Consider the following 13,424-nt stretch of genomic DNA (forward strand, 5'->3'; position numbering starts at 1 on the left):
CTCACTCCGCAGAGGATGGATCGCGATCCACCTTGAATCGGTATTGGAAGGTGTCGCCGCGGAAGTACAGGAACTCGTAATCCACGGGACGGCCGGCGTGGTCGTGGGTCAGGCGCTCGACGCGCAGCAGCGGCGCCCCCCGGGCCACATTGAGCCGGCTGGCCAGCTCGGTATCGGCGGCCACCGCATCCAGGGCCAGTTCGGCCTGGCCCAGCGGCACGCCGCAGTCGTTCTCGAGAATGACAAAGATGTCGCGCCCCTCCAGGTCGGCCCGTGCCACCTGCAGGCCCAGGTCCCGCTGTAGCCAGGTCAGTTCGACCGACACTGGCTCCCGGTCGAGCAGGCGCAGGCGGCGGATCTCGATGACCGTCGCGCCCTCCGCGACGCCGAGGCGGGCCGCCACCCGCGCATCGGCCACCACTTCGGCGAGGCTCAGCAGGCGGTTGCGCACCTCGTGGCCGTGGCTGCCCATCTGCTCGGCAAAGCCTTGCAGGCGGCTCACGTTCTGGAAGGCCTTTGGGCGGCTGACGAAGCTGCCGCTGCCCTGCCGGGTGTAGATCAGGCCTTCCTGCTGCAGCGCGCCGATGGCCTGGCGCACGGTGATGCGGCTGGCGTCGAACTGGGCGCCCAGTTCGCTCTCGGACGGCAGGCGGGTACCTGCCGGCCAGTCGCCGTCGAGGATGCGCAGGCGCAGTGCCTTGCTGATCTGCCGGTACAAGGGCACATCGGCAAATTCCGGCCGGGAGGTTTGCAGTTCAGTGGAGGACATCTCAACTCGTCATAACAAGCTGAGACCAATTTATTGATCCAGATCAAAATCCGGAACTGAAAAGAAATGCGAACGATATGAACACATAAGAAAAAGCATTCACTACGCGTCTCCTGATATGCGGAATCGATTCACCCGCCTGGTCTGCCGGCGCGATGCTGGCGGCGCATCAGGGATGTGCTGTTTTCCGTGCAGCCGGCAGGGCCGGGCCGGCGCACCCGGAATAGCCGCCAGTGCGCTAAGCCCTTCAGTGCGCAGCGAAAAGGCAGCACCGCAACGGACGTCTATCTACGGGGCATGGAACTTGCGCCGCACGGGCCTCATTCCGCTCCCCCCACGAGACAACCCGATGCCCACCGACCTGACCCAACTCAGCGCCCACACCCTGCTCGGCCTTTACCGCAGCCGCAAGGTCTCCCCCGTCGACGTGACCCGCGCGGTGCTGGCCCGCATCGACAGCCTGCAGCCCCACTACAACGCCTACCGTGCGGTGGATGCGGAGTTCGCGCTGGTCCAGGCCCGCGCCTCGGAGACGCGCTGGCAGCGCCAGAAGCCCCTCGGCGGGCTGGACGGGATTCCGGTGGCCTTCAAGGATCTGCTCAACGTGAAGGGATTTCCGACCCGCAAGGGCAGCCTCGCCACGCCCGACACGCCGGCCGGCGAAGACTCACCGGCGGCGGCACGGCTGCGCGAGAGCGGCGCGGTGATCCTCGGCAAGACGCAGACCGCCGAGTTCGGCTGGAAGGGCCTCACCGAGACGAAGCTGGCCGGCATCACGCCGAACGCCTGGGACCGCCAGTACGCCAGCGGTGGCAGCAGTGGCGGCGCGGCGGTGGCCGCGGCACTGGGCCTGGGGCCACTGCAGGTCGGCACCGACGGCGGCGGCTCGATCCGCCAGCCGGCGGCGGTGAACGGGGTGTTCGGCTTCAAGCCCACCTACGGACGGGTGGCGGGTTATCCGGCCGCCCACAACGGTAGCCTGTTCCACATCGGCCCGCTGACCCGCAATGTCACCGACGCGGCACTGCTGCTCAACGTGATCGCCGCACCGGACGTACGCGACTGGAGCAGCCTGCCGAAGGACATCGGCGACTGGACGGCCGGCCTCGACAACGGCATCAAGGGCCTGCGCATCGCCTACAGCCGCACGCTGGGCTATCTGAAGGTGGATGCGGGCATCGCCGCGGTGGTGGACCGGGCGGCGGCACGCCTGGCAGACCTGGGCGCGATCGTCGAGGCAGTGGACCCGGGCTTCGAAAACCCGGCACCCATCCTCGATGCGCTGGCCGCCGAGCGGGCGGTGCGCCTGCGCCGGGACATCGGCGCCGCCGGGCTGGCGCTGGTCGATCCGGCGATCCGGGAATCGGTCGAAAAGGCGGAGCAGCACAGTCTGACCGACGTGGTAGCCGCCCACCAGGCGCGCGCGGCGCTGGGAGCCAGCCTGCGCCGCTTCCACCAGCGCTACGACCTGCTCGTCACGCCGGTCACCTCGCAGCCGGTGCCGCGGCTCGGCACGGCGCCGGCTGCGCCCTTCCTGTCCCCGTTCAACCTCACCCAGCAACCGGCGGCAGCGGTGCCGGCGGGCATCGACAGCAACGGCCTGCCGGTGGCACTGCACATCGTCGGCCCGCAGTTCGCCGACCTGCGCGTACTGCGGGCGGCCCGGGCACTGGAGCGCCACCAGGCCTTCCCGATCCTGCACCTGAGCGCCCTGCTGTGACGCGGGGCGCGAGGCAGGCGCTTACTTCGCGCCGCCGCCGAGCACCTTGTACAGCGTGACCTGGTTGCTCAGCCCGGCCAGCCGGACGGTGATCAGGCTCTGCTCGGCGCTGTACTGGGCGCGCTGGGAGTCGAGCACCGCCAGGTAGCTGTCCACGCCCTTGTCGAAGCGCGCCTTGGACAGGCGGTAGCTGGCCGCGGTGGCATCGACGAGGGATTGCTGGGCGGCCAGCTGGCCTTCCAGCGGGGTGCGCAGCGACAACGCATCGGCGGCTTCGCGGAAGGCGGTCTGCACGGCCTTTTCGTACTGGGCCAGGCCGATCGCCCGGTCCGCCTCGGCAACCTTGAGGTTGGCACTGATCCGCCCGGCGTCGAAGATCGGCAGGGTGATCTGCGGCGAGAAGCTCCAGCTGCCGGCGCCGCCCTTGAACAGCTCGGACAGCTGGCTGCTGGCGACGCCACCCTTGGCGGTCAATGTGATACTCGGGAAGTAGGCCGCCCGCGCAGCACCGATGTTGGCGTTGGCAGCCTGCAGCGCACGTTCCGCCTGCAGCACGTCGGGGCGCCGCTGCAGCACGTCCGCCGGCACGCCGTCGGGCACGCCGGCCAGCGCCGAGACGCTGCCCAGTTCGCCCGGCTGGGCCAGCTCGTCGGGCAGCGGGCCGCCGAGCAGCAGCGCCAGCGCGTTGCGGTCCTGGGCCAGCTGGCCGGTGTAGCGAGCGACGTCCACGCGCGCCGAGTCGACGCTGGTCTGGGCCTGGCGCAGGTCCAGCTCCGACGCGCTGCCGAGTTCGAAGCGGCGCTTGGTGAGGTCGTAGGAACTCTGCTGGCTGGCGCGGGTTTCCTCGGCCAGCTTCAGGCGCTCGTTGTCGGCGACCAGCGTCAGATAGGCGCTGGCGACCTCGGCCACCAGACTGATCTGCGCGCTGCGCCGGGCTTCCTCGGTGCCAAGGAACTGGTACAGGGCCTGGTCCTTGAGGCTGCGGATGCGGCCGAAGAAATCCAGCTCGTAGGACGCAAAGCCGAGGCCGGCGGTGTACTGGTGGGTGGTCATCGCCTGGCCGGTGGTGGACAGGCTGGCCGGCGTGCGCTGGCCGGTGCCGCCGGCCGTCGCCTGCACGGTGGGGAACAGGTCGGCACGCTGGATCTGGTACTGGGCGCGGGCCTTCTCGATGTTGAGGGCGGCGACGCGGAGATCCCGGTTGTTGTCCAGAGCCAGCGCGATGAGCTGGCGCAGGCGGGCATCGGTGAAGAAGTCCTGCCAGCCGATGTCGGCCGCGGCGGCACCGGTGGCGGCGCCCGCGTCGGCCGGCCATTGCTGCGGCACCGGCGCGGCCGGCGTCGCGTAGTCGGGGGCCAGCGTGGCGCAGCCGGCCAGCACGGCGGAGGCCAGCGCCGCGGCGAGAAGAGTCATGCGGGGCATCTCAGCGCACCTCCTGGGCGGGGATGGATTCGGCCTGGGCGGCGTCCGGAGCGATCTTGCCCCGGAACACCCGCCGCACGGCCACGAAGAACAGCGGCACGAACAGCACGGCCAGCACGGTGGCGGACAGCATGCCGCCGATCACGCCGGTGCCGATGGCGTTCTGCGCGCCTGAACCGGCACCGTTGGAGATGGCCAGCGGCAGCACGCCGAGGATGAAGGCCAGCGAAGTCATCACGATCGGCCGCAGGCGCAGGCGCACTGCTTCCAGCGTCGCGTCGATCAGGCCCTTGCCGTGCTCCATCTGCTCCTTGGCGAATTCGACGATCAGGATCGCGTTCTTCGCCGACAGGCCGATGGTCATCAGCAGGCCGACCTGGAAGTACACGTCGTTGGACAGCCCGCGCATCATCGCCGCCAGCAGCGCACCGATGATCCCCAGCGGCACCACCAGCATCACCGCGAACGGGATGGACCAGCTTTCGTACAGCGCGGCCAGGCACAGGAACACCACCAGCAGCGAAATCGCGTACAGGGCCGGCGCCTGGGAGCCGGACAGGCGCTCCTGGTAGGACAGGCCGGTCCATTCGAAACCGATGCCGGCCGGCAGCTTGGAAGCCATTTCTTCCATCGCCACCATCGCCTCGCCGGTACTGTGGCCGGGCGCCGCGGAACCCATGATCTCCGCCGACGGCAGGCCGTTGTAGCGCTCCAGACGCGGCGAGCCGTAGGCCCAGTGGGCCGACGCGAAGGACGAGAAAGGCACCATGGCGCCGTTGCTGTTGCGCACGTACCACTTGTTCAGGTCTTCCGGCTGCATGCGTGCCGAGGCGTCGCCCTGCAGGTAGACCCGCTTGACGCGGCCCTTGTCGATGAAGTCATTGACGTAGGCGCTGCCCCAGGCGGTCTGCAGGGCGTTGTTGATGTCGGCCAGGGACAGGCCCAGCGCGCCGGCCTTGGCGTGGTCGATGTCGAGCTTGTACTCGGGGGTATCGTCCTGGCCGTTGGGGCGCACGCCGACCAGCAGCGGGTTCTGCGCCGCCATGCCGAGCAGCTGGTTGCGGGCGTCGATCAAGGCCTGGTGGCCGAGGCCGGCGCGGTCCTGCAGCTGGAAGTCGAAGCCGCTGGCGTTGCCGAGTTCCACCACCGCCGGCGGCGCGAAGGCGAAGGCCATCGCGTTGCGGAAGGTGGAGAAATAACCCATCGCCTTGCCGGCCACCGCCGCCACCTTCAGGTCGGGACGCTTGCGCTCGCTCCAGTCCTTCAGGTTGATGAAGGCGATCCCGTTGTTCTGGCCGCTGCCGGCGAAGCTGAAGCCGGTAACGGTGAAGATGGAATCCACGGCCTCCTTCTGGTCTTCCATGAAGTGGTGCTCGACCTTCTCCATGACCGCCAGCGTGCTTTCGGCGGTCGAGCCGGCCGGCAGGATCACCTGGGACATCAGGAAACCCTGGTCTTCTTCCGGCAGGAAGGCGGTCGGCAGGCGCAGGAACAGCGCGCCCATGCCGACTACGATGAGGCCGTAGATCAGCAGGTAGCGCTTGCTGCTGCCCAGCATGCGGGCAACGACGGAGCGGCTGCCTTCGTTGCTGCGCTCGAAGGCGCGATTGAACCAGCCGAAGAAACCGCCCAGCAGGCCGCCCTCACCGGCCGTGTGGCCCTTCTCCACCGGCTTCAGCAGCGTTGCGCAGAGCGCTGGCGTAAGGACCAGCGCCACCACCACCGACAACACCATCGACGACACGATGGTGATCGAGAACTGGCGGTAGATGACGCCGGTGGAACCGCCGAAGAAGGCCATCGGCACGAACACCGCCGACAGCACCAGCGCGATGCCGATCAGCGCGCCGGTGATCTGGTTCATCGACTTGCGCGTCGCCTCCTTCGGCGACAGGCCTTCCTCGCTCATCACCCGCTCGACGTTCTCCACCACCACGATGGCATCGTCCACCAGCAGGCCGATGGCCAGCACCACGCCGAACATGGTCAGCGTGTTGATCGAGAAGCCGGCCGCGGAGAGCACGCCGAAGGTGCCGAGCAACACCACCGGCACGGCGATGGTCGGGATCAGCGTGGCGCGGAAGTTCTGCAGGAACAGGTACATCACCAGGAAGACCAGCACGATGGCTTCGACCAGGGTCTTCACCACTTCCTCGATGGAGACCTTCACGAAGGGCGTGGTGTCGTAGGGCGCCACCGCCTTCACGCCCGGCGGGAAGAACTTGGACAGCTCGTTCAGCTTGGCCTTCACCGCATCGGCGGTGTCCAGTGCGTTGGCGCCGGTGGCGAGCTTGATCGCCAGGCCGGTAGCCGGCTTGCCGTTGTAGCGCGCCACCACGTCGTAGGACTCGCCGCCGAGCTCGATACGCGCCACGTCGCGCAGGCGCACGGAGGCACCGTCGGCGGTGGTACGCAGCAGGATCGCGCCGAACTGCTCGGGCGTCTGCAGGCGGCTCTGGGCAGTGATCGTCGCATTCAGGCGCTGGCCCTTCGGCGACGGCATGCCGCCGAGCTGGCCGGCGGAGACCTGAGCGTTCTGGGCGGTAATGGCGGCGCTGATGTCCGCCGGGGTCAGCTTGTAGTTGTGCAGCTTGGCCGGATCGAGCCAGATGCGCATCGCGTACTTGCTGCCGAACAGCTGGGTCTCGCCGACGCCGTTGATGCGCGCCACGATGTCCTGCACGTTGGAGGCGACGTAGTCCCCCAGATCGATGTCGCTGAGGCTGCCGTCTTCCGACACGAAGCCGACCACCATCAGGAAGTTGCTGGTGGCCTTGGCAACCTGCACGCCCTGCTTCTGCACTTCCTGCGGCAGCAGCGGGGTGGCCAGGGCCAGCTTGTTCTGCACCTGCACCTGGGCGATGTCCGGGTCGGTGCCGGCGTCGAAGGTCAGGGTGATCGTCACCGAACCCGACGAGTCGCTGGCCGACGACATGTAGGTCAGGTGATCGATGCCTTTCATCTTCTGCTCGATCACCTGGGTGACGGTGTCTTCCAGGGTCTTGGCGGAGGCGCCGGGGTAGGTCGCGCTGATCGACACCGCGGGCGGGGCGATCGGCGGGTACTGGGAGATCGGCAACGTGCGGATCGCCAGCACGCCGGCGAGCATGATGACGATCGCGATGACCCACGCGAAGATGGGCCGGTCGATGAAGAAACGGGACATGCGCGTACTCCCTTAGCGTGCCACGACCGCCGGGCCGGCCGGCGTCGGCGCCTCGGCCTTGGTGGCCGCCACCGGCTTGACCGGTGCCCCCGGACGGATCTTCTGCAAGCCGTCGACGATCAGCTTGTCGCCGGCCTTCAGGCCGTCGCTGACCAGCCACTTGTCGCCCAGCACCCGGCTGGTCTTGAGGACGCGCTGTTCGGCCTTGCCATCGGCGCCCACCACCATCGCGGTCGGATTGCCCTTGGTGTCGCGGCTGACGCCCTGCTGCGGCACCAGAATGGCCTGCTCGTCGACGCCCTCTTCGAGCACCGTGCGCACGTACATGCCGGGCAGCAGGTCGCCCTTCGGGTTGGGGAAGACGGCGCGCAGCGTGATCGTGCCGGTACTCTGGTCCACGGTGATGTCGGAGAACTGCAGCTTGCCGGGCAGCGGATAGGCACTACCGTCCTCGAGCACCAGCTTGACCGCCGCCTGGCCGGCGCCGGCCTTCTTGAGCTGGCCGCTGGCCAGGTCGCGCTTGAGGCGCAGCAGCTCGGCGCTGGACTGGGTCACGTCCACATAGATCGGGTCGAGCTGCTGCACGGTGGCCAGCGCGGTCTGCTGGCTGGCCGTCACCAGCGCGCCCGGCGTCACCGTCGAACGGCCGATGCGCCCGGCGATCGGTGCGGCGACCTTGGTGTAGGCCAGATTGATGCGCGCCGTCTCGACCGCCGCCTTGGCCGCCGCCACATCGGCCAGGCCCTGCTTGAGGGCGGCCTGGGCGTCGTCGTAATCCTGCTGGCTCACAGCCTTGATGGTCACCAGCTCCTCGTAACGGGACGCCTTGCTGCGCGTGCTCGCCAGGTTGGCTTCGGCCTTGGCGAGGCTGGCCTTGGCGCTCTCGAAGGCCGCCTGGTAAGTGGCCGGATCGATCTGGTACAGCGGCTGCCCGGCGGCCACATCGCCGCCTTCGGTGAACAGCCGCTTCTGGATGATGCCGCCGACCTGCGGCCGCACCTCGGAAACCATGTATGCAGCCGTGCGGCCGGCCAGCTCGGTGGTCAGCGCCACCTTCTGCGGCTGGATGTCCACCACACCAACTTCGGCGGGCCCCATCGGGTGCTGCTCACCGGCAGCCTTCGGCTCGCCACAGCCGCTCAGGATCACGCTGCCCAGCGCCAGCAGAAGCCCGGCGGAACGCACCGCCCTGTTCATTTCGATCTGCATATCCAACACCTTTCCTGCCTAGAGTGGGCGCCAAATCAGCCCGTTGGGGAGAGCAAAAAATATTCGGCGCCCATAAAAGAATGAACGCTCATTCTAGTTCGAACGCTCATTCTATATTAGAATTTGCCATACAAGCAAACGCCTAAAGATGGCAGACCCTCAACGCAAGGGTCGCCCCATGACACGAGGACGAGGAGAAAACAGCCATGAACACACAGACTTACGCCCAGCAGGAACAATCCCGCGCCGACGCCCGCAAGGCCCAGGTGCTCAACGCCGCCACCGAGTGCTTCCGCCGCCAGGGCTTCCACGGCGCCAGCATGGCGCAGATCTCGAAGGCCGCCGGCATGAGCGTCGGCCACATCTACCACTACTTCGAGAACAAGGAAGCGATCATCGCGGCGATCGTCGAGCGCGATCTGCTCAACCTGCTGACCATCACCCAGCGCATCCGTTCCGCCAGTGCCGACGGCGACATCCTGCGGGCCATGGTGGACGACATCCAGCACTGCACCGCGGACCTCGACAACGACGACGCGCCGCTGATGCTCGAGATCGTCGCCGAGGCGGCGCGCAATCCGGGCGTCGCCACCATCGTGCACACCGCCGACCGCACCGCCCGCGAGCGCCTCGTCGAACTCATCCGCGAAGGCCTGCAGTTCCGCGGCGTGAACTGCTCCGAAGCCCAGATGGAAGGGCCGCTGGAAGTGCTGTATGCGGTCTTCGAAGGCCTCACGGTGCGCATGATCCGCAACCCGGACCTCGATCCACAGATCCTGCTGTCGCCGCTGCGCAGCGTGCTGGAACACATCCTCGAAGAGCTGATCTTCAAGACCGCCGGCAAGGCTGCTGTCGGAAAGACCGCCTGAACGCCTCCGGCGCACACGGTCATTGACATCGAGCAAGCTCCGCCCGCCGAAAAAAGCGTAGCTTAGGGGCTCCCACGACAACACATCGGTGAGGTGCCCATGTTCCCGCTGCAGAACCTCTACGCGCCGGCTGGCGCGGGCCGGCTCAACGACCTGATGTCCTTCTACCAGGGCACCTTCGTGTGCGCCCAGCGCCTGATCTCGCTCAACCTCAAGGCGGCGCAGTCGCTGATGGAGGGCAATCTGGAAACGGTGCAGACCCTGGCCAGGGCCCGCGACCTCCAGACCTGGAACGCAGCACAGATCGCGCTGACCGAGCAGTTCATCGACCAGGTCATCGGCTATGCCGGCGATTTCAACGAGGTGGTTGCCGCCAACCAGCATGAACTGGCCGAACTCCTCACCGTCCGCCCGGCCCCGTCAGGCACACAGGCCGCGCCGGCGTCTGCGCTGACGGCAGGCCCGACGATCGTCGGCGAGATGGTCAGGACCATGCTGGATGCAGCCGTCAAATCCCGCGACACCATGCTCGACATGGCCCAGCAGGCGGATGCCCGCCTGCACAGCAAACCGGCCGGCAAACGCCGCTGAGCGGCTGGAGTCCAGCTCCAGGTAGGTGCCGGTGAAGCCATGGGGCGGCAGCCACTTGGCCATCGCGGCGGGATCGAGAAAGGCCCGGTAGATACGCTCCGGCGGCGCACGGCATGGGTCATTCACACGCCCCTGCGCTGTATCGAAGCGCACAGCGCTGCGGCCCGGCTGCTGCCCCCGCCACAGGCAAGGGCACGTGCTCCCCGGGCGGATTGCGGCAGCCCTACTCCGCGGCGTACTGGAATTCCACCAGCGTATCGTCCGGCCAGCTGCCGTCATGGTAGGGCGCGGCGAAGAAACGGCCATTGGCGATGATCCGCTTCGCGTCCAGCGGCTCGCGCCGCTCCCCGGCAATCAAGGTAGCGCCGACCAGGCGTCTGGGCGCCCGAATGCCGATCCGCGCCATCGACGTATGGCACGGGCCGCCCAACACCGCGAACGCGGTCCGCTGCAGGAGGCCCACATCGTCCTTGACGATGGCCCAGCCGATCTCGCATTGCAGACGCAGATCACCGAGACGCCGCGCATTGTCCGGCACGCCCGGCGTACGGATGTCGGGCAGGCCGATATACAGGCCCGGCTTGCGATTGACGATGAGGTCGGCATTGTCGTCCCAGGCCTGCTGGTCCCGCGGCAGGGCAAAACGGCGCTCGGCATCCAGCGCGATCGGGAGCGAGGCATTGCCGCTCACCAGATGCAGCGCCAGCATGTTGTCCGCTGCGCCATCGACCTGCCGGTCGCGCAGCGCCAGCACGAAGCGCAGCGACGCGTCCGGCGCCAGCTGATGGTGCTGCGCGAAGACCTCGAAAGCGCGCCACGCCTTACGGTATGGAAACAACGTGGGCGTCTGGCTCTTCACCGTGACGACACCCAGTTCCTGCACGGGCTCCGTGTCGGCGGCGGCGGACGCGGAGAGCGAATGGATCAGCCCGATTCCCGCGAGCAGCCCCCAGGATAGCTGGCAAAGTCGTGATTTCATGGGAACGATTTCCAGCAAAGCCCATGCCAGACTGCACGATCTGCAGCCCGAAGACGGGGCTCACGTCCCGCCGGCCTGCTCCAGCCAGCGGTCCAGCAGCGCGAACAACACGTCCGGAGCCACCGGCTTGGCGATGAAATCGTTCATGCCGGCTGCCAGGCAGCGCGCCTTGTCTTCGGCGAAGGCGTTGGCGGTGAGGGCCAGGATCGGCACGGCCCGCCGGCCGGGCAGCGCGCGGATGCGGCGGGTGGCTTCGAGGCCGTCCATGCCGGGCATCTGCATGTCCATCAGGATCAGCGCATAGTCGGTGGTGGTCACCATGTTCAAGCACTGCACGCCGTCCTCGGCGGCCTCCACCGTCAGGCCCACATCGCCGAGCAGGCCCAGCATGATCTCCCGATTGACCGGCTCGTCCTCCACCAGCAGGATGCGGCGCCCCGTGTGGCGGCGCGTCAGGCGCTGCTCCGCCGTCTCGGCCACGTCGGCCATCGCCGTCGCCAGGTCCTGTGCGCCCTTGCGCAGGCGGGCGGTGAACCAGAAGGTGCTGCCCTGCCCCGGCACGCTGCTGGCGCCGGCATCGCCGCCCATCAGCTGGGCGATCTTCTTCGTGATGGCCAGCCCGAGGCCCGTTCCGCCGTACTTGCGCGTCATGCTGTTGTCGGCCTGCTCGAACACGTTGAACAGGCGCGGCATGGCCTCCGCCCCAATGCCGACCCCGCTGTCCTCGACGACGAAGCGCAGCACCACGCTGTCCGCCTCCTCCTCCAGCGTGTCGACGCGCAGCGCGATGTGGCCGGCCTCGGTGAACTTCACCGCATTGTTGGCGTAGTTGAGCAGGGCCTGCTGCAGGCGGGTCGCGTCGCCGAGCAGTACGCAGGCCGGCAACTGCAGCTGCAGGTCGAGCCGCAGCTGGCGCGCCTCCGCCGGCCCGCGGATCATGTCCACCACCGCCCCGACGATGCGCTCCACGCGCAGCGGCACCTCATCCATGCTGAGCTTGCCAGCCTCGATCTTGCTCAGTTCGAGCACCGCATTGATGATGTGCAGCAGATGCACGCCTGCCGCCTCCAGCTTGCCGAGCTGCTGGGTCTGGCGCACGTTCAGGCCGCCGCGGCGCAGCAGGTGGGCCATGCCGATGATGGCGTTGAGCGGTGTGCGGATCTCGTGGGACATGTTGGCCAGGAAGGCGCTCTTGGCCAGGTTGGCGCTCTCCGCCGCCCGTGTGGCCTGCAGCAGTTCGCCGGTGCGGCGGGCCACCGTGTCCTCCAGATCCTGCCGGTAGCGGATCTGCCGCCACAACAGCACGGCCAGCAGAGCCAGACAGGCCAGCGTGGATACCGTCGAAATCAGCGCCGTGCGCCACCATTCGGCGAGGAAATCCCCCGTCGCCAGCCCCACTGCCACATAGAAGGGATAGGCACCGACCCGCTTGTACGCATAGATGCGTTCCCGTCCGTCGAGCGCCGCCTCGAAACGGATGATCCCCTTCCGGTCGCCCTGCTCGATGCGCATGTGCATCGGGTTGTTGGTGAGGGCCTGATTGACCGCCTCGGGCCGCAGCGGGATGCGCATCACCAGCCGCGCATCGTCGCTGCGCCGCCAGGTGACGACACCGTGTTCGCCGAGGTCGATGGCGTCCACCAGCGTCGCCAGATAATCCAGTTCGAGCGGCGCCATCGCCGCCCCCACGAAGCGCCCCTGGGCATCGCGGATCGGCAGCGCGGCAAAGAGCTGCGGCCGGTGGCTGATGCGCCCGACGCTGACCTCCGAAAAGAACAGCGGATGATCCGGCTGCGCCTTGAGGACCTCGAAATAACTGCGCCCGCGCGCACTCGGCGGCGTACCCGTGGCGAGACTCTCCGACAGATACAGCACATTGCCGTCCCGGTCGATCAGGCGCAGCCCGCTGATCTCCGGAAAACGCTGGGCCCAGGCGACAAGCTTGCGGTGCAGCTCCGCTGCGTAGCGCTCCCGGGCGGCCAGATCGAGGGCCGCGGCGGGGACCTCCGCCGCCAGCGCCGCGAGCGTCGTCTCGGTACGCCGCAGGGACACGTCCAGCCGTGCTTCGAGCACCTCGACGAGATTGCGCGCATTGGCGGTCGCCAGCCGGGTCTGGCCCTGGTAGCTCTCCGCCAGGAAGAAGCCGAGCAGCACCAGCACGCCGATCGCAAACAACAGGAAGCCGCCGAAGGACTTGCAGCACGACAGCCTGGATGCAAAGCGCCCATGCACGCGGCCGGCCGGGCGTGTGCCGTCTGCGCTGGATGGGCCTTCACGCTTCGAATGCTCGGACGACGACAAGAAAGTCCGCATGGGGATCGACTGGGCCTCTGAATCTCGGGATCGAAATGCGCGCCGATCATAACGCTCCGCCCACCCCCTTGCACGCCGCCACGCCGCACGTCTTCATCGTTGCCCCGCCAATGTTGAACGTCTGGCCGGCAATGTTCGACTTCGCAGCGTGCACGATGAACATCGGTGCCGCGTACTTCATCTCACGGCCGTGCACGCTCAACTCAGCCGGCCCGAAGTTCTTCGTGCACGCGTGAGAGATGAACTACGCACGGTGCACGAAGAACATTACCGCGCCGAAGATGAGCTACGCGCCGTGTACGAAGAACTTCAGCGCGTGCACGCTCTTCGTCACGGCCGCGAAGCTCTTCGTGCACGCATGAGAGAAGACCGCGCACGGCGGAGAG

General features: G+C 67.8%; 10 protein-coding genes. 4 read left to right on the forward strand and 6 right to left on the reverse strand.

Going from position 1 to position 13,424, the window contains the following annotated elements:
* Position 1 precedes the first annotated feature (1 nt).
* The gene (locus tag B4920_RS20420) at positions 2–769 is read right to left on the reverse strand and encodes a GntR family transcriptional regulator (protein ID WP_079436529.1); all 768 of its coding nucleotides are present in this window, start codon (positions 767–769) and stop codon (positions 2–4) included.
* Positions 770–1,118: 349 nt separating this feature from the next.
* Here B4920_RS20420 and B4920_RS20425 point away from each other — a divergent pair, with 349 nt between their 5' ends.
* A complete protein-coding gene (locus tag B4920_RS20425) occupies positions 1,119–2,489 on the forward strand; it encodes an amidase (protein WP_079436530.1) in 1,371 nt (456 codons plus the stop codon).
* Positions 2,490–2,510: 21 nt separating this feature from the next.
* Here the strand turns inward: B4920_RS20425 and adeC are convergent, their stop codons facing one another.
* From adeC to B4920_RS20440, 3 genes are read right to left on the reverse strand one after another with little or no spacing between them, the layout of a single operon-like run.
* Positions 2,511–3,911, reverse strand: coding sequence for an AdeC/AdeK/OprM family multidrug efflux complex outer membrane factor (gene adeC / locus B4920_RS20430; protein ID WP_079436531.1), 1,401 nt, complete (start codon positions 3,909–3,911; stop codon positions 2,511–2,513).
* 1 nt (position 3,912) lies between these two features.
* Entirely contained in the window at positions 3,913–7,077 is a 3,165-nt protein-coding gene (locus tag B4920_RS20435; protein WP_079436532.1) for an efflux RND transporter permease subunit, read from the reverse strand.
* 12 nt (positions 7,078–7,089) lie between these two features.
* A complete protein-coding gene (locus B4920_RS20440) occupies positions 7,090–8,286 on the reverse strand; it encodes an efflux RND transporter periplasmic adaptor subunit (RefSeq protein WP_079436533.1) in 1,197 nt (398 codons plus the stop codon).
* A gap of 206 nt (positions 8,287–8,492) precedes the next feature.
* On the opposite strand from B4920_RS20440, the gene B4920_RS20445 reads away from it, so the two are divergent.
* Both B4920_RS20445 and phaP read left to right on the forward strand, forming a co-directional pair.
* Positions 8,493–9,155 carry a TetR/AcrR family transcriptional regulator gene (locus B4920_RS20445; RefSeq protein ID WP_079436534.1) on the forward strand — a complete coding sequence of 221 codons (663 nt, stop codon included), beginning with the start codon at positions 8,493–8,495 and terminating at the stop codon, positions 9,153–9,155.
* Between the two features lie 99 nt (positions 9,156–9,254).
* Positions 9,255–9,746 (forward strand): TIGR01841 family phasin, encoded by a 492-nt coding sequence (gene phaP, locus B4920_RS30565; protein WP_079436535.1) that lies wholly within the window; start codon positions 9,255–9,257, stop codon positions 9,744–9,746.
* A 223-nt stretch (positions 9,747–9,969) separates the two neighbouring features.
* On the opposite strand, the gene B4920_RS20455 is transcribed toward phaP, so the two are convergent.
* Together B4920_RS20455 and B4920_RS20460 are read right to left on the reverse strand one after the other, a co-directional pair.
* Positions 9,970–10,725 (reverse strand): hypothetical protein, encoded by a 756-nt coding sequence (locus tag B4920_RS20455; RefSeq protein WP_079436536.1) that lies wholly within the window; start codon positions 10,723–10,725, stop codon positions 9,970–9,972.
* A 60-nt stretch (positions 10,726–10,785) separates the two neighbouring features.
* Positions 10,786–13,038 carry a hybrid sensor histidine kinase/response regulator gene (locus tag B4920_RS20460; RefSeq protein WP_079436537.1) on the reverse strand — a complete coding sequence of 751 codons (2,253 nt, stop codon included), beginning with the start codon at positions 13,036–13,038 and terminating at the stop codon, positions 10,786–10,788.
* Positions 13,039–13,073: 35 nt separating this feature from the next.
* Between B4920_RS20460 and B4920_RS20465 the strand changes: the two genes are divergently transcribed.
* A complete protein-coding gene (locus tag B4920_RS20465) occupies positions 13,074–13,274 on the forward strand; it encodes a hypothetical protein (protein WP_079436538.1) in 201 nt (66 codons plus the stop codon).
* Positions 13,275–13,424: the final 150 nt, after the last annotated feature.

It is taken from the genome of Zoogloea sp. LCSB751 (assembly GCF_002028455.1).
In the GTDB taxonomy this organism is placed as follows: domain Bacteria; phylum Pseudomonadota; class Gammaproteobacteria; order Burkholderiales; family Rhodocyclaceae; genus Zoogloea.